Raw genomic sequence first — 15,219 nt, forward strand, 5'->3', positions numbered from 1 at the left:
GTGACATCCGCCCGACTCCAGGACTCGCTGTCATTCACTCCCGGATTTCAAACAGGCGTTTGAATCAACCGTACAGAGATAGACTCGCGATTCCGGATTTTTGTTTCAGCTTTGTTGAAGCCGACGGCGCGCCACGAGACGGCACCCTCTCAAAGCCTCTGAAAGCAAGGCCTTCGAGTCGTGATACGAAAAACTTATGCAGAACATCGGAAAAAAAAGCCGGGTCCCGTGTGACCCACGGGGTACCCAGCTTGTAAGAAATATTTGATGCTGATTCGGCCGAACTAGACCTTCTTGGCGGCAGAGAAGATCTCCACCAAACGATCGGCGATGTACTTGTCCTCACCCTGCTTCAGCTGCCACACCACGAAGCCGAACTTCGTCGCGTCCTGCGGGTGACGATGGTGCTCCGGCTGATCCTTGGGAGGATTCGGGTTGCGGCCGCGCATGCCGCCGGCATCCGCGTTCAGGCTGCCGATGCCTACGGGCTGGGTCTCGGCCAGCTTGTGCATGACCTCCTGCGCCGTGATGTTCAGCTTCGAAGGATCGATCTGCCAGCTGTAGTACGGGGTGACGTTGCCCAGCGCCTGCGGGTTGAACTGGCGCGGAAGCGCGGTGACGCCGAACTTCTCAACCGCCTTGGTGATTGTCATGGCGCGCTCGTCGTAGCTCTTGATGACGGCGTCGAAGTCCTGATCGACAAAGATCTCCAGTGCCTTGAGAGCGGCGACCAGCGTCTCCTTGCCCACCTTGCAGGCGCGGCCGATACGGTCTTCCTGCGGGCTCATGTTCATCTGCGCCCAGTGAATCAGCTGCTTCTTGCCGATCAGGAAGCCCGCGGCCTGCGGTCCGCAGATGTCCTTGCCGGCCGAGAAGGCCACGAAGTCCCAACCCTGCGCCGGGTACTCCCACAGGCGCTCCTTCGGCGGAACGTCGGCCGAAGCGTCGTTGAAGGTGTAGATGTTGTGCGCCTTGGCGATCTCGATGCACTCCGGGCCGGAGACCTGGCCGCGGTCCGACTGGATGTTGATGAAGTGGATCGCCAGGGTCTTCTCGTTGATGGCCGCGATCATCTCTTCCTTGGTCTCGACCTCGATCAGCTTCACGCCTGTCTGGCGAACCTGGTGATCGAACGCGTTGCGATGGCCCTTCTGGATGATGACCTCGGTCTTGGGGAAGCCCGTCAGGTCGGGAACCGTGAGCAGGCGCGGCTCGAGATCCTCGGTCAGCATGCCGGCATATGCGCAGACGATGCCGGCAGCGACGCCGCCCGTCACCAGTCCGGTGTAGCCCTCGGGGCTCTTGCAGACGCGCTCGATGAACTTGCCCGCGGCAGCTTCGAGATCGTTGATCATCACGAAGTGCTCGTTGCCCTGGCGCATAACCTCCATCACCTCGGGCTTCATCACCGAACCGCCGATGACGGTCACGGTGCCGACGATGTTGACCAGCGGCTGTACGCCCAGCTCGGCATACACATTGCCGGTCGAACCCAGGCCCTTCTTGATGGGGACAATCGCATGGCCGTCGACGCCCGGCTTCTCGTCCTTCGACATCTTCTCAGCGAGTGCAGCCTTGGGAGCGAACATGCTGCCCGTTGCAGCACCAAGGGTGGAAAGGAACGACCGTCGATTCAAACCAGACTTAAAACTCATAACCAGATATCCCTTTCAGTAGCTTCCTAAACGTTAGACTCCGGCAGGCCCTTTGGGCGCTGCAGGTGCGGCCGGGGTCTCCGGCTGCGGATTTACGACCAAGGCACTGCCAACCAGCTCCACCAGCGAATCACCGGGGATCCACTCCACCGCCATGAAAGCGCGCGAAGGCGCCTTGCCTGGCGAGAAGTACGTTCCGTAGATCTTGTTCAGCGCCTCGTAATGCTCTTTGTACGCCGTAAACTTTGCGCTGCCGGTTGGCATGGGGATGGAATCAGCATGCGGCAGGCAGATAAAGACCTGCATATTCAGGATGCTGTCCATGTTCGATCCAGACCGCTCCAGCGACTTCTTCAAAGCGTCCATCGACCGGGTGACATGCTTCTCAAACGGGTCGGTGACCAGGACGTGATCTTCCTTCGGGTAACCGTCGTTCGATCCCGTTCCTGAGAAGTAATAGATTCCATTGTGGATGCGGTTGCCGAAGCGGCGCGGCACAGGGGTCATCACAGGGGCAGCAGGAGTCTGCAGGCCAAGAAGCTTTGGGGCTCCCAGTGCTACCGCCGTCATCGAGACAGCCTTTGCAAAGAACCCACGACGAGAGTTGAGCTCCATTACGCCTCCTTTCGTATCGCTCCAGCCTCGAAACGGCAAATGGCTGACTGCGGACACAGCACTGTGTTCAGAGATGAAAATGCAGGTGAATTTCAAAGGAAATCGTACCCCAACGAAGGGGTGCTTTCATTGTGCAGCTTGCAGGAAAAGCTGTCATAGGCCTGAAGACCTAGACGCTCATGCCGCTGCAGGCACCCCTCAACGCTGCTTTTTCAAATGCTTGATGGGCGAACATATCACCCTCGCGCGATTACTCCTTGGCTGTAATGCGCGACACCCAGAGCTTGCCCAGATAGCCCCACGCCATCAAAACCACCAATATGCCCACCGGCAAACCGGCGCGCAGGTAGGAGTCCGCCAGGTCAACCTTGCCGTGAGCCGACGAGTTATAGATCGAGATCGATACGATTCCCAAAAACGTCGTCACGAAGAATGCACCGACGCCGATCGCCCCGCCAATAAGCAGGCTGGTGAAGAAACCGAAGTCGCCGATCGGGGCTCCGAAGAAGGTGGCTGTGCGGCGCGGCGTCCCGGCAATCTGTTCATCGGCGTGCGTCAACTCAGCCATCTCGTCCTTACTCCTTCAAGAAACCAGCCAAATCCCGGTTGAATCTAGGATACGCCTTCCTGGCGCGCGACGTAGAATAGTGCTTCATGGCAGAAGGCGTGCAAAACGGACTGATGAAGGCCGCGCAGGTAGCGCAGGAGACGGTGGTGCGCCGCGCTCCCAATGGCGTCGCATACGCGGCATTTGGCGATAACTCCTTATCGGACAACGATCTGGAGCGGATGGTCCAGGCCGTCCCCACGGCTATCGCGGCCGCGCTCTCGCGCAAGGCGTACTACTTTGTGCCGCTCGCGATCACAGAGCGCCGCGCCGGCGAGTCCAGCGACGCCACCCTCGTCGCCGCCGCCTACACCACCGAACTGGGCGATCAGGCCATTTGTCACCGCAACGTCGCGCTCGATAACGCCGACGGCGTCTTTATCTCCACCCGCCTGCTGGGCGACCGCTTCGCGCTGGCCTTCGAATTCTTTATCAACGTCGGCCACGCCTTTGTCGACATCGCCGGTGTGCCGGAGATCTTCGAGCAGCTCGCCTGGTCGCATGCCCTCTCCGACGTTCGCGGCGAGACCTCGCACGATGCCTGGGAGGCACGCCAGCAGTCGCTCGCAGGTGACCGCAGCCAGGGCAAGCCCATCGTCGACGAACGCGCCAAGACCAACTTCATCTCCAGCGCCTTCTCCGACGCCGTCGCCATCTACCTGCTCTCGCTGGCCATCGACTTCGACTACACCGAGCTGCGCGAGCGCGAGTACCCGCTGCTGGCGCCGCAACCGCTGGCCGACCGGCTGAAGCTCATCGCCAAGCTCTTCCCGCCCAACCCCGGCTACGAGTTCGCCATCAAGTACCGCCGCCGGGCCTGAGCGCCATCTTGAGTACAGTCGCCCGGTTGACGAGATGCTGCTCCCACTTCGCCTGCTCGATCTCGCCCCACTGCCCCACCTCGATACGATAGCCGTCCGGATCGATAAGACTCATCGCCCCGCTGGGCATATAAGGCGGATGCCGGATCTCCGAAGCCGTGATCCCCTGCATGAACAGCTCCTCGCGCAGAACCTCGAGCTCCGGCGTGTACAGATAGAAGAAGAAGCCCTGTTTCGTCGCCTCGATCTTATGTTCAGCACGCAGAAACATGATCTCCCCGCTGGCGCAGTGCATCCGCGCCCAGCCGACAGGTCGGCAGCCGTCATCGTCGATCAGGCGAAATCCTAACTTCTCGTAGAACGCAATCGTGCGCTCGATCGAGGCAACATGCAGCATCGGGGTGGAGTGAGCCACCTTCGCCATAGAGCCTCCTCATTGCGCACACACTATAGGACACGCCGTCTCGTCTGCGCCAGCCGTAAAAGCGCGATCACCAGTAACGCAATCGCCACCCATGCGAACCAGTCGCCCATCGCCTGATACACCGTGCGATGATGCTCCGCCGGCACATCGACCAGCAGCGTCGAAAACTCACCCTCCCCGCTGGGCCTCTCCGCGACGATGCGCCCACGCCAGTCGCTGACCGTGAGATAGCCTTTTTTCGCGGAACGCGCGATGCTGAAGCCGTCCTCCACTCCGCGCATCACGGCGATGTGCCCATGCCAGCTGCGATCCACCGTAAAGTCCCACGCCGGAACCAGCATCAGTCCTGCTCCCTCTCTTCCATAACTCCGCGCCGGATCGGCGAAGTCCATGTCCTTGCAGATTGCCACGCCCCATAGCTGGCCCTTGCGCGGCAACGTCACCAGCGTCGTGCCCGGTGTCAGCGGCGACTCGAACGGCGGCAGCATGTGCTCCTTGTCGTACCGTTCCATCGCCCCCTGCGGTTGATAGACGCGTGCCTCGTTGTACTTTTTCTCTCCGTCCACATACACAACGCCCGCGACGACGGTCGTTTCGCTCTTATCGGCGAGCGCCTGCAGAATCGCATCGCTCGCCGCCGAGCGGCCTTCGATGGTGACCGCGATCTTCTCCGGAATCACAATCGCCTGCGCTCCCTTCTGCACCAGCGCCTGCGAAGCGCTCGCATACTCGGCGAACAGCTTGTCTGTCGGCGCGAAGGGATCCACCACCGTGCCGCCGCCATGCTGCTTCGCGTCCGAGACCATCAGCCCGACCCGAGCCGTCGCGCCTGCGGGCAGAGCAAGGCGAACCGCACCGAACGCCAGCACCAGCGCCACTGTTCCAACTCCCACGGCTGCGACCTGCACGGCCCTCTTCGCCGACACCGCACGCAGGTGCCACGCAGCCGCCAGCGACGACGAAAACAGCAGCAGCACAAACGTCATTCCCCACGGCCCCGTGATCGAGGCCAGCTGCAGAAACGGCAGAAAGCGAAGTTGCGAGTAAGCCAGGCTCCCCGCCGAGCCATGCGGTGTTAGCAGATTGCGCAGATACTCGACCGCGACCAGCATCGCGGGCAGCGCCATCACGCCGCTCCATACCGCGCCACGCAGTACCAACACACGAAACAGCAGCACCCCCACAGCAAACATCGCAGCCGCCAGTGCGAAGATGCAGAACCACAACGACACCGGCATCCCGATCGTGTGCGTGAAGTAGCTCCACATGTTCAGATAGCCCAGCAGCATCGCGGAAAACGCCGCGAACGCCGCTGCCGCCCCTCCGCTGCGCAGCGCGAAGACCAGCACCGGCAGTGGAGCTAGCCACATCAGCGGCCACCAGGGCTCCAGCCCATTGCCGAAGTAGATCATCAGAGCCGTGATCGCCGTTGCGATAACGCCTTCCACGATGGTGCGAATCCTGTTAACGGATGCCATAGAGATACCTCGCAAAGGAACGATGACAGAACGAACGGAACTCCGTGGGCGTCATCGCCACACGGCCCCCCAGGTACAACATGACCAACCCCTGCATCAGCGCGCCGGTCTGGAAGACGATCTCCCACACATCGTCCTTGGCGAAGAAACCCTCTTCCATCCCCCGCGCAATCACATCAGCTGAGACATTCGCCGTCGGCGAGCGGCGGGCGCGAAAGTCGTCCGGGTACTGTCGCGCGCCTTCGCGCTTTGCCAGAAACATCAGCTCGAACAGCCGCGGCCGCTCGAAGGCGTAGTCGAGAAAGACATCGAGGATCTTCCGCATCTGGCGATCGTAAGCACCACGCAGCCTGATCGCCTCCAGCCGCGCAGCCAGCTCGGAGAAACCTTCGTCGGCCAGCGCGTTGAGGATCGCGTCGCGGTTGGAGTAGTGGCGGTAGAGCGCCATCGGCGTCATGCCAATGGCCGTCGCTACACGGCGCATCGTGACACCCTCTACGCCTTCCTTGTCCAACAGCCTCCGGGCGGCGGCGGCAATCTTCTGCGTGGTGGTCATCGTCATAGGTCTACGCTGTATACCTCGTCTTTGTCTACACCGTATACTTTCGACCTGCTTATGTCACGTCCCCGGTCCTGCCATTCGTCACAAATCCGCCCCGGGCTTCCGTCGCGTGCATGGCCGTACGGCCTCGATTCGGAATCCCACTCCACAGATGGACCGTTCAGCAGTAATATCTTTGATCTGGCCGCGCTCCACGCAGCGAGCACGGCGAAGAGGAGGCCCGGATGCTCTCCAACCGTTCCATGCCCTCGGCAGCCATCATCCCCGAGCTGGCGTATCCCGATCTCGACGAGGCCATCGATTGGATGTCCAGCGTCTTCGGCTTCACCCTGCGCATCCGCATCGGCGACCACCGCGCCCAGATGACGTTCGACGGCGGAGCCATCATCATCGTCGAGCACCCCCGCGCAGGGGCCGTCACCCCCATCGCCCACTCGCTGATGGTGCGCGTGCCCGACGTCGAAACGCACTACCAGAACGCCGTCGCGCAGGGAGCGCGCATCATGCGCCCGCCCGTCACCTACCCCTACGGCGAACGCCAGTACACTGCCGCCGACATGATCGGCCGCACCTGGACCTTCTCCCAGTCCGTCGCCGACGTCGACCCGCGCGAATGGGGAGGCGTCCCTGGAACGCTCTAGCCGCGCACCGTTGCCTGCGCACCGAGCATCTAAACAGATCGGAGCGTGAACGAACGATGCCCCTGATCCGAACCTGTACCCACTGCGGCCAGAAGAACCGCATCCCCGCAAGCCATCTCGCCGACACCGGCCGCTGCGGCGCCTGCAAGAAGGATCTTTCGCCGGTCGCCGAACCCATTCCCGCAGACGTCGCCCTCTTCGACGAGATCGTGCAGAACGCTAAAGTACCCGTGCTGGTCGACTTCTGGGCCGAGTGGTGCGGCCCCTGTCGCATGGCTGCCCCGGAGGTCGCGCAGACCGCCGCCAACACCCGTGGCAAAGCAATTGTCGTCAAGGTCGATACCGAGCGCAATCAGGAGCTTTCCGCCCGCTACAACGTGCGCGGCATCCCCAACTTCGCCGTCTTTCACGGCGGCAAGCTGGTCTCACAGCAGGCAGGCCTGGTTGGGCATCAGCAGATGGAGCAGTGGCTCGAGGCCGCAGCGCGTTCCTGAGCGCGCCCCGCAACCGCCAAAACTAGCCGCGCATCATCCGGTCTCGCGCATCATCCGGTCTGACGTCTGCTGAAAGATCTCGACGCGGTTGCGGCCATTGCGCTTGGCGTCGTACAGGGCTCGGTCGGCCTCGTCGATCAGCTCATGCGGGGCCTCCTTCACGGTAGGCCACAGTACCGTCGCGACACCGATGCTCAGGGTGATGGTCCAGGGCAACGCGCCCGGCTCCGCGACGTTGAGCCCGCTGATGACGGAGCAGATGCGTCCAGCCAGCAGCTGGGCCCCGGCGCTGTCGGTCGAGGTCAGGATGACGGCAAACTCCTCTCCGCCATAACGGGCAAGAAGATCGCCGCTGCGTGGCACCATCTCGCGCAACGCGGCTGCAAGCTCCACCAGGCAGCGGTCGCCCGCGAGATGTCCGTAGGTATCGTTCAACTTCTTGAAGTAGTCGATGTCGATCAGCAGCAGGGAGAGCGGCTGCCGTGTGCGGATGCCGCGGTTCCACTCGCCCTGCAGCGTATTGTCGAAGTGGCGGCGGTTGGCGATACCGGTCAGGCCGTCCTGCAGCGTCATCGCCTCCAGCCAGTTGCGCGTCTCGCGCAGTTCGCGCTCCGAACGCATGTGGCGTCCCTGCAGCGTAATCACACGAATCCCGTAGATCACCAGCGCCAGCGCCAGCATGGTGACACCAAGCGGATAGTGCTGCGGAATCTGCACGATCGCCAGCACAAACAGTGCAACGGTGTAAAAGACCGGACTCGCGTTCTCGATAAATAGCGCCACCGGACGATCAAGCAGGTCCATGGCAGCCACTGTTTCTTCTTCACGTTCACGCAGGGATAGCGCAAGCATCACGCAGAGTGCAAGAAACGGGATCGCGCTCAGCGAGTTGTAGGCTCCCATCCCATCCTGCAGCACGATGTAGAGATGGTTGTAGATGCTGGCAAAGATCGCATAGACCCAAAGGAAAGCAGCCATGACACCAAAGAACCGCCGCGTCCCTCCGTGCTCGTTGAGCGCCAGCAGCCGCAGCGAAACCCCGCAGGCGAGGAAGAGGTTTTCTATATCGTAGGCGCGCGTCACCAGCGTGATGGACGCCGGTTCATGCTGGTGCATGAAGGGAAGCACGCTGAAAAAGGTCACGTAAACCAGCACACCCGTCATCAGGGCCTGAAAGCCGTCCAGCCAGATGAAGAGCGACCGGCGCTCTGCCCGTGTGGGCGAGGCGATCACCAGCAGAATGGGAAGACCATAAAAGTAGTACGCCAGATCGGCGTAGCTTGCGACCCTCCCGTTGGTATTGACCTGCGTCAGATCATCCCAGGCCGCAAATGAAATACCGCTGCACCAAAAGAACAGAGCCAGAGCAAACATGCTCCAGTAGAGTCGTACCCGCGCGGAGCTGCGCCTGACAACTTTGCAGCATGCAACAAACGCCAGCCACGGAGCAGTGAGCTGGAAGATATACGTGACAGCAAGGCGATGCATCCCCGCATGCCGGACCAGCCAGACATTCAGCAGGACATACAGAACGGCAAACGCAACAGTGTATCTCCACGTCTGCCAACGGTTCATGGGCCCCCTTGCAGAAACCTTTTGAGAAACAGGTGTACACCTGCGAGACGGCCACATCAAGAGGCACATCCCTCCCCGGACTACACAAAAGTTGCATCCTTCCTGGGTGCGTTCGGGAATGCGTTCTGGGTGCATCCCGAGGAAGAATCGGCGAATTGGCTTATTTAAGCGTGCCCCCGACGGCGCGGCACCCGTTATCAGAGTTATCCAGTCCAACCGGATCGAGCCCTCGACGCGGTGTCGCGTCGATTATGCTGGGGGTATGCGTCGTCTCCTCGTCGCCCTGGCCCTGTTTGTTTCCCTGCTGACCGCTCTGCCCACCACAGCCCGCGCCACCGAGGTCGGCATCTCCGCCCAGGCGCTGGAGCGCACGTTGAAGACACAGCTCTTCAACACCCCCGACGGCCGCTACTACCTGCGCGGCGACGCCAAAGCCGCCTGCTATGTCTACGCCGAAAACCCGCACGTCACCTTCCGGGACGATCGCGTCGTGGTCAGCATTCACACCAAGGCAAAGCTCGGCACCTCGGTCTATGGCAACTGCGTCGGCGTCGGCCTCACCCGCGACGTGGAGGTCTCCGTGCTGCCTGACGCGGAGGGCGAGACCATCGGCTTCCGCGACGCGCACATCGACAAGCTCTCCAACTCGCGCGAGCTGAACTTTCTACTGGAACCCTTCCTCGAACACCAGCTACCGCAGCAGATGAAGGTCAACGCCGCCGAGCTGATGCGCCAGCTGCTCTCGAAGTCCAACGAGACGACGGGCTATGCCATCACGCTGAACAACCTCAAGATTCACTCGATGATCGTCGAAAAAGAGCTGCTGGTGCTGGATGTTGATACCGTGTTGAGCGTGCGCTGAGCCGCGGATTCACTCCGTGCCATGCACTCCGTGCGGCGCAGTCAATGCGGGCTCGTCATTCGTTGCCGAGGCGACCGCACCGGCCTCCTTCAGCTCTTCGCGCCGCGCCACGATCGTGCGCGCGTCTTCGCCGGGCAGGCGAATGTGCTCCGCGTCCTTCGGCGGCGAGAAGCGGCCCTCCGCCAGGTAGGTGACGCCGATCGCAGCCGTCGTATGCGGGAACAGGAACGCCAGCGGCACAATGTACTTCTTCGACTTCACCAGCGACTCCGCCACACCATGAATCGGATGGCTGCGTGGAATTGTGCCCTGCACCTGCGGAATGCTGAAGACCGTAAAGGCGCGTTCCGGGTGCTTCTTCGCATATCCCTGCAGCGAGCGGGCCACCTGCTTGGGCGTTGTCAGTCCGAAGTCCGCAACATAGTTGCGATGGACCGCGTGGGGAAAGTAGCTGTTCAGCACCACTCGCGAGAAGTCCGCGCAGTTGTGGAAGAACAGGTTGAAGTGGCTGATGTTCTTGCGGTCGTTATAGTGCGCGATAAAGCGTTCGTCTTCCTTGAAGCTGGTCTCGATCTGGAAGCCGTAGATGCGCCGGTCGTAGGAGGAGCCGACGAGCTGATACCAGTCGCCCCTGGGCCTCACCTCGTTGCCGTCCGCGTCCACGGCGTCGGGGACGATCTCGCGCAGGTGCTCGCGGCGGTAGGCGTCGCGCATGCGGTCGCGCATCCCCGCATCCGCCAGCAGCGGAGCGTCCTCGATGTTGTCGACCGCATACAGGTACGGAACCACCGGGATGGCCAGCCAGTCATAACCGCCCACCTTGTGATATCGGCTGATCACCACGCCCAGCTCGTCCGGGCGGCAGGGACGCAGCTCCGTCGGCGACGCCGCACAGATGTGATTGAAGTACAGCGCCCCATGGCCGGTTGGGTTCACGTTGCCGAATCCACCGTAGGGATCTTCCATCAGAAAGGCGACATCGGCGCGTGCAGCCGTCGTGCAAGCCAGCGTAACGATGGCCAGCAGGCACAGCAAGCTACGCCGGACGTGGGACAACGTCTCCATCTACCAGTTAAGACGCGAATGGCCCAACGGAGTTGGACGCCGAGCGTTATCCGAACAGGGATTTCACCCGCATTATTTCCGCAAGCTGTTTATTTGGAATGACTTGGTTGAATCTACCGCGCAGGTGGCTCAGTGGGGCGAACAGAAGATCAAAGGCCCGCCAGAAAGATTCGCCAGCCCTTCCGGGGGACGCCAGGAGCGCGGATAGCGGGGAAACAAACGCTCTCCGGCGGTCCCTATTCCAGCGAACCCGACCGAGCCGGACTAACTGCCGGAGAGAACCTTCACGCTCTGCCGCCCATCCCCTTCGCCTTCACTTTCCAGCAGCCACGCCAGGAGACTGAACACCAGCAGCGCCAGGGCGGCCCAGGCGGCGTGGTGTGCAACCGCCTCCACCAGCGGATCGACGACGTTGGATGTCCGGAACCCTCGCTCCGCGATCCATGCAATCGAGGCCACGGCGGCGAACAGCGATCCCCCGAGGCGAAACACCGCGTAGAGCGGGGTACGGCTCAGCAGCAGAAGCGACGGGAGCGTCAACGCGACGACCATCAGCTGCATGGCCTCGATTCCCAGGTTGAAGCCTGCGATGCTGACACCCCGATACCAGCCGGTCACTCCAAGCTCGCTGATGGCCGAGGCGAAGGCCATGCCGTGAATCAGCCCGAAGAAGCCTGCGATGAAGGCCTCCCGCCCGGGAAAGAGCGGACGCATTGCGTGAATCGCCGAGACCAGGATGGAGACCGCGATCAGCACCTCCACCGGACGGCTGGGAAGCCGCACCAAACCAAAGGCCGAGAGCGCAAGCGTCAACGAATGGCCCAGCGTGAAGGCCGTCACGATACGCAGAATCCGCAGTAGGCTGCGACGCACCGTTGCCTGTCCGCTCCATCGGCCCGCCGCCGACAGCAGAGGTGCAGGCAGCAGAAGAACCAGCAGGAAGAGCAGGTGATCCGTGCCCTCTGCGATATGACGCATCCCCAGCCGGAATACCGAGATCGAGGCGAGATGGTGATTCTCAAGGGTCGGCCCGCTCCACGCGAACCGCGTCTGGTCCGCGGCCTGCACTACCTGTGCAACAGGCTGCTGCCCGGCGCCCGGCTTCACAACCACGATGCCCGCCAGAAGCGCCAGCACGCACCATCCAGCGATTCGCCGCACGAAAGCGAGCTTCATCGGAGAACTCTCCACGCCGTAGTAGACGCTTTCCTGCGCCGTCCAGCCTACATCGCGGAGGCAGATCCTGTCGTTTCAGGTTCCGCGGTTCCTAACGCGCCGAAGTTTAACGTTTCCAGAACGGAGCTGTGTCTGACGGAAGGCTCGAACCTGTCTCTTCAGCCCAGCGGGCTGGTCGGCTCCGTAGCCACGACCTCGCGCTGCCCGTAAGGACAGATCGCAAGCAGCGGGCACTGGCGGCACTCCGGCTTCTCGAAGGTGCAGATCGTCTGGCCCAGCTTCTTGACCAGCTGGTGATGGTCATCCAGCATCTCCGCCGTCCACGTCTCCGGCACCAGCCGCATCAGCCGCTCTTCCGTCGTCGCCGCATCGGCGCGCGGCGTCAGCCCCAGTCGCTGCGAGACCCGCAGATGGTGCGCATCCACCGAGATGGCTTTGCGCCTGAGCGTCGAAAAATTTACCACCGCCGCCGTCGTCTGTGGACCCATGCCGGGAAACTGCGCCAGCCACGCGCGAATCTTGTCCGTGCGATAGCGATGAAGAAAGTCCAGCGTCAGCGAGCCGTAGCGCTCGGTGATCTGTTCGAGCGCAACCTTCAGATGCAGCGCCTTCTGTTCCGGAAAGGTGATCTCGCGGATAGCCTCTTCAATCTCCGCGACCGGAGCATCGCGCAGGTTCTCCCAGGTGCCGAAGCGCTGGCGCAGATTCCGCACCACCGCGTACGTCATCTCGGTCCTGGTGCGCGACGAAAGCAGCGAGTAGATGAACTGCGAGAGCGGATCCCAGGGCTCGCGCTTCGGCGGCTCGCCGAAGTAGCCCAGCAGCAGCCGCTGCACATGCGGCAGCCTGTCCGCCTCCTCGGGCGTGAGGGGGCGGCGGAAGTGCTGGCCATCCTCGCCTGTAGTGGGAAAAAGCTCGGGCTCGTTCGACATCATTCTTAATTCTATTGAATTTCAGGCAACAGCAGCACCACGCTGTCAGTCCTCAATCATCCCGATCGTGTGCAGCCAGACCTCCACCAAATGCGGCCATCCGGTCGCGGGATACCTGGTCCGGCGAAGCCCGAACGCATGTCCGCCCTCCGCATAGGAATGAAACTCTACCGGGACCTTCGCCTTCACCAGGGCCGCTTCATAACTCAGTGCGTCCCACACGCTGTCCACATTGTCGTTCTCGTTCTGCAGCAGGAACGTCGGCGGCGTCTGCGCGCTGATGCGCTTCGCGATGTCCGGGTTGAGATCGAGCGTCCCTCCCCTGAACGACAGGTGACCGGGGTACAGGGCAACCGCGAAGTCGGGGCGGCAGCTCTCCCTGTCTGCGGCATCAATCGGCGTGTAGACCCGCTTATCGAAATGAACGCTCATGGCCGCAACCAGGTGGCCGCCCGCCGAGAACCCCAGCACCCCCACCTTGTGCGGGTCGATGTGCCATTCCTTCGCATGCAGCCGGACGAGCCCCATCGTCCTCTGCGCATCTTCAAGCGGCATGGGCGACTCAGGATACGCGCCCCAGTAGGGTCTGGAACGAGGCTCCGGCACCCTGTACTTCAGCAACACGCAGCTGATCCCCTTCTCCGTCAGCCAGTCGCAGACCTCGCTTCCCTCAAGATCGATGGCCAGCTCCATATAGCCGCCGCCCGGAAAGACCACCACCGCCGCCCCGGTATTTTTCCCTTTGGGCGAATAGAGCGTCAGCGTTGGCCGCGAGACATCTTTGACGACGACCCATGGCTTCCCGGCGACGAAATCCTTCGGGTCCGTGACCGCCTCCATATGCTCCGGCCCCTTGGCCGCTCGCGCATCCGGAACAGCTCCCGGCCAAAGCGGGATCTGCGTATGCCCAGCCGACGGCTGCCACACGGTTTGCTGCGCAAGCAGAGCATGATGCCCTGTCATCACGGCACATACAAAAAGGATTGGGACGCATACTTTACGCAAGAAGCACATAGGGGACCTGATCGTTCTGAGCAGGACAGAATCCCCGCCAGATACGTTCTTTATGGAGTTGCGGAAGAGGAGATGAAGTCGATCACCGCCGACGCCAGACTACGCCCGCCACAAGCACCGCCCCGATGAAGTTTTCCACGGGACAAGACTGGTCAACACAGGCGTTCCGACCGTTCGTCTGGTGAGCTTCACCTCGTGAGCCTCACGGTCGCAGCGTTCAAATCTGCCTCGGACTGGAACGCATCGCAGAAGACACTGGCCGTCTATCCGTTGCGCGTGACGCCGATCTCGACACCCTCAGACGTCTGCAGCCCCCAGGCCATGCGCGGCGTATTGTGCGCGAGGCCGATGCGCCCCTGGCGATCCAGCAGGATGATGCCGCCGTGACCGCCCAGACGCGAGTACAGATAACCGATCGCAGCGTCGGCCGCCTCACCGGGTGCCATCCCCTGCGCCACGCGGTCCGCAGCCCACTTGCCCAGCACCAGCTTCATGATCGGCTCGCCCCAGCCTGTCAGCGAGACCGCCGCGGAGTGGTCGTCCGCATAGCACCCGCAGCCGATCAGCGACGAATCGCCCACGCGCCCCGGAGCCTTCGACAGGGTGCCCCCCGTGCTGGTCGCCGCAGCGATGTGGCCATGAATATCCAGCGCGACCGCGCCGACGGTATCGTGCGAGTGCTTTGTCGGGTCGTTCCGATCACTCCCGTCTGTAGCATCACTTCGGCCTGCTGACGGAGGATGGGCAGGGGTCTCGTCCTCCGGCTCCTTGTCCAGATGCAGCGGCCCGGAGAAGGTCGTGTCCTTTGCCCCCAGCAGCTCGGCCTGTTGAAAGGCCATCAGCCGCTCGCGCTCGCGCGGAATGATCAGCTCGGTGTTGTCGATCAGCGGCATCCCGTGCTGGCGCGCGAAACGTTCCGCACCGACACCGACAAAGTAAACATGAGGGCTCTTCTCCAACACCAGACGCGCGGCGCGGACCGGGTTGCGCAGCCGCTCCACGCAGGCCACGCCTCCGGCGCGCAGGTCTTCGCCGTTCATCAGCAGGGCGTCCAGCTGCACCCGGCCATCGTTGGTCAGAAAGCTGCCGCGCCCGGCGTCGAAGGCCTCGTGGTCCTCCATGGCGGCGACTGCGGCTTCCACAGCGTCGAGCGCCGTGCCACCGCGCTCAAGGTGCTGATAGCCTGCCGCCAGTGCAGCCGCGATACCCTCGCGATTCTCGCCGATGACATCATCGGGCATCGCCCACGCGCCGCCATGAATAAGTAAAACTGGTTTGCGCTCCATTGCATCTTAGAG

General features: G+C 62.3%; 16 protein-coding genes. 4 read left to right on the top strand and 12 right to left on the bottom strand.

What is annotated here, in order from left to right; translation table 11 throughout:
- Positions 1-284 precede the first annotated feature (284 nt).
- From PW789_RS19235 to PW789_RS19245, 3 genes are all read right to left on the bottom strand, one after another.
- Positions 285-1,655: an L-seryl-tRNA selenium transferase gene (locus PW789_RS19235; RefSeq protein WP_299379967.1), complete on the bottom strand. Its 1,371-nt coding sequence runs from the start codon at positions 1,653-1,655 to the stop codon at positions 285-287.
- A gap of 33 nt (positions 1,656-1,688) precedes the next feature.
- Entirely contained in the window at positions 1,689-2,270 is a 582-nt protein-coding gene (locus PW789_RS19240; protein ID WP_299379970.1) for a RidA family protein, read from the bottom strand.
- A 250-nt stretch (positions 2,271-2,520) separates the two neighbouring features.
- Positions 2,521-2,838, bottom strand: coding sequence for a hypothetical protein (locus PW789_RS19245; RefSeq protein WP_299379974.1), 318 nt, complete (start codon positions 2,836-2,838; stop codon positions 2,521-2,523).
- A gap of 86 nt (positions 2,839-2,924) precedes the next feature.
- On the opposite strand from PW789_RS19245, the gene PW789_RS19250 reads away from it, so the two are divergent.
- Positions 2,925-3,698: a hypothetical protein gene (locus PW789_RS19250; protein WP_299379977.1), complete on the top strand. Its 774-nt coding sequence runs from the start codon at positions 2,925-2,927 to the stop codon at positions 3,696-3,698.
- Here the strand turns inward: PW789_RS19250 and PW789_RS19255 are convergent.
- From PW789_RS19255 to PW789_RS19265, 3 genes are read right to left on the bottom strand one after another with little or no spacing between them, the layout of a single operon-like run.
- On the bottom strand, positions 3,676-4,122 hold the full coding sequence (locus PW789_RS19255) for a VOC family protein (RefSeq protein ID WP_299379981.1): 447 nt from the start codon (positions 4,120-4,122) through the stop codon (positions 3,676-3,678). The genes PW789_RS19250 and PW789_RS19255 overlap by 23 nt on opposite strands.
- A gap of 23 nt (positions 4,123-4,145) precedes the next feature.
- Positions 4,146-5,600, bottom strand: coding sequence for a nitrilase-related carbon-nitrogen hydrolase (locus PW789_RS19260; protein ID WP_299379984.1), 1,455 nt, complete (start codon positions 5,598-5,600; stop codon positions 4,146-4,148).
- Positions 5,587-6,162, bottom strand: a complete 576-nt coding sequence (locus tag PW789_RS19265) for a TetR/AcrR family transcriptional regulator (protein WP_299379987.1) — start codon at positions 6,160-6,162, stop codon at positions 5,587-5,589. Before PW789_RS19265 ends, PW789_RS19260 begins: the two co-directional genes overlap by 14 nt.
- A 224-nt stretch (positions 6,163-6,386) precedes the next feature.
- On the opposite strand from PW789_RS19265, the gene PW789_RS19270 reads away from it, so the two are divergent.
- Positions 6,387-6,803 carry a VOC family protein gene (locus PW789_RS19270; protein WP_299379990.1) on the top strand — a complete coding sequence of 139 codons (417 nt, stop codon included), beginning with the start codon at positions 6,387-6,389 and terminating at the stop codon, positions 6,801-6,803.
- Between the two features lie 56 nt (positions 6,804-6,859).
- Positions 6,860-7,297: a thioredoxin TrxC gene (gene trxC, locus PW789_RS19275; protein ID WP_299379993.1), complete on the top strand. Its 438-nt coding sequence runs from the start codon at positions 6,860-6,862 to the stop codon at positions 7,295-7,297.
- A 33-nt stretch (positions 7,298-7,330) separates the two neighbouring features.
- Here the strand turns inward: trxC and PW789_RS19280 are convergent, their stop codons facing one another.
- Positions 7,331-8,872, bottom strand: coding sequence for a diguanylate cyclase (locus PW789_RS19280; protein ID WP_299379997.1), 1,542 nt, complete (start codon positions 8,870-8,872; stop codon positions 7,331-7,333).
- Between the two features lie 262 nt (positions 8,873-9,134).
- On the opposite strand from PW789_RS19280, the gene PW789_RS19285 reads away from it, so the two are divergent.
- Entirely contained in the window at positions 9,135-9,734 is a 600-nt protein-coding gene (locus PW789_RS19285) for a hypothetical protein (protein ID WP_299380000.1), read from the top strand.
- Positions 9,735-9,743: 9 nt separating this feature from the next.
- Here PW789_RS19285 and PW789_RS19290 read toward each other — a convergent pair whose 3' ends face one another.
- The 5 genes from PW789_RS19290 to PW789_RS19310 form a co-directional block, all read right to left on the bottom strand.
- Positions 9,744-10,790: a hypothetical protein gene (locus PW789_RS19290; protein WP_299380002.1), complete on the bottom strand. Its 1,047-nt coding sequence runs from the start codon at positions 10,788-10,790 to the stop codon at positions 9,744-9,746.
- Positions 10,791-11,063: 273 nt separating this feature from the next.
- Entirely contained in the window at positions 11,064-11,975 is a 912-nt protein-coding gene (locus tag PW789_RS19295) for a HupE/UreJ family protein (RefSeq protein WP_299380004.1), read from the bottom strand.
- A 158-nt stretch (positions 11,976-12,133) separates the two neighbouring features.
- Positions 12,134-12,910 (bottom strand): iron-sulfur cluster loop, encoded by a 777-nt coding sequence (gene nth / locus PW789_RS19300; RefSeq protein WP_299380006.1) that lies wholly within the window; start codon positions 12,908-12,910, stop codon positions 12,134-12,136.
- Positions 12,911-12,952: 42 nt separating this feature from the next.
- Positions 12,953-13,870, bottom strand: coding sequence for an alpha/beta hydrolase (locus PW789_RS19305; protein WP_299380386.1), 918 nt, complete (start codon positions 13,868-13,870; stop codon positions 12,953-12,955).
- A gap of 314 nt (positions 13,871-14,184) precedes the next feature.
- Positions 14,185-15,207 carry an isoaspartyl peptidase/L-asparaginase gene (locus PW789_RS19310; RefSeq protein ID WP_299380009.1) on the bottom strand — a complete coding sequence of 341 codons (1,023 nt, stop codon included), beginning with the start codon at positions 15,205-15,207 and terminating at the stop codon, positions 14,185-14,187.
- Positions 15,208-15,219: the final 12 nt, after the last annotated feature.

The organism is Edaphobacter sp., from assembly GCF_028283685.1.
Lineage (GTDB): Bacteria > Acidobacteriota > Terriglobia > Terriglobales > Acidobacteriaceae > Edaphobacter.

Coding starts and splice junctions, on each gene's coding strand:
- PW789_RS19235 (WP_299379967.1), bottom strand. CDS start 1,655: ATGAGTTTTAAGTCTGGTTTGAATCGACGGTCGTTCCTTTCCACCCTT.
- PW789_RS19240 (WP_299379970.1), bottom strand. CDS start 2,270: ATGGAGCTCAACTCTCGTCGTGGGTTCTTTGCAAAGGCTGTCTCGATG.
- PW789_RS19245 (WP_299379974.1), bottom strand. CDS start 2,838: ATGGCTGAGTTGACGCACGCCGATGAACAGATTGCCGGGACGCCGCGC.
- PW789_RS19250 (WP_299379977.1), top strand. CDS start 2,925: ATGGCAGAAGGCGTGCAAAACGGACTGATGAAGGCCGCGCAGGTAGCG.
- PW789_RS19255 (WP_299379981.1), bottom strand. CDS start 4,122: ATGGCGAAGGTGGCTCACTCCACCCCGATGCTGCATGTTGCCTCGATC.
- PW789_RS19260 (WP_299379984.1), bottom strand. CDS start 5,600: ATGGCATCCGTTAACAGGATTCGCACCATCGTGGAAGGCGTTATCGCA.
- PW789_RS19265 (WP_299379987.1), bottom strand. CDS start 6,162: ATGACGATGACCACCACGCAGAAGATTGCCGCCGCCGCCCGGAGGCTG.
- PW789_RS19270 (WP_299379990.1), top strand. CDS start 6,387: ATGCTCTCCAACCGTTCCATGCCCTCGGCAGCCATCATCCCCGAGCTG.
- trxC (WP_299379993.1), top strand. CDS start 6,860: ATGCCCCTGATCCGAACCTGTACCCACTGCGGCCAGAAGAACCGCATC.
- PW789_RS19280 (WP_299379997.1), bottom strand. CDS start 8,872: ATGAACCGTTGGCAGACGTGGAGATACACTGTTGCGTTTGCCGTTCTG.
- PW789_RS19285 (WP_299380000.1), top strand. CDS start 9,135: ATGCGTCGTCTCCTCGTCGCCCTGGCCCTGTTTGTTTCCCTGCTGACC.
- PW789_RS19295 (WP_299380004.1), bottom strand. CDS start 11,975: ATGAAGCTCGCTTTCGTGCGGCGAATCGCTGGATGGTGCGTGCTGGCG.
- nth (WP_299380006.1), bottom strand. CDS start 12,910: ATGATGTCGAACGAGCCCGAGCTTTTTCCCACTACAGGCGAGGATGGC.
- PW789_RS19305 (WP_299380386.1), bottom strand. CDS start 13,870: ATGACAGGGCATCATGCTCTGCTTGCGCAGCAAACCGTGTGGCAGCCG.
- PW789_RS19310 (WP_299380009.1), bottom strand. CDS start 15,207: ATGGAGCGCAAACCAGTTTTACTTATTCATGGCGGCGCGTGGGCGATG.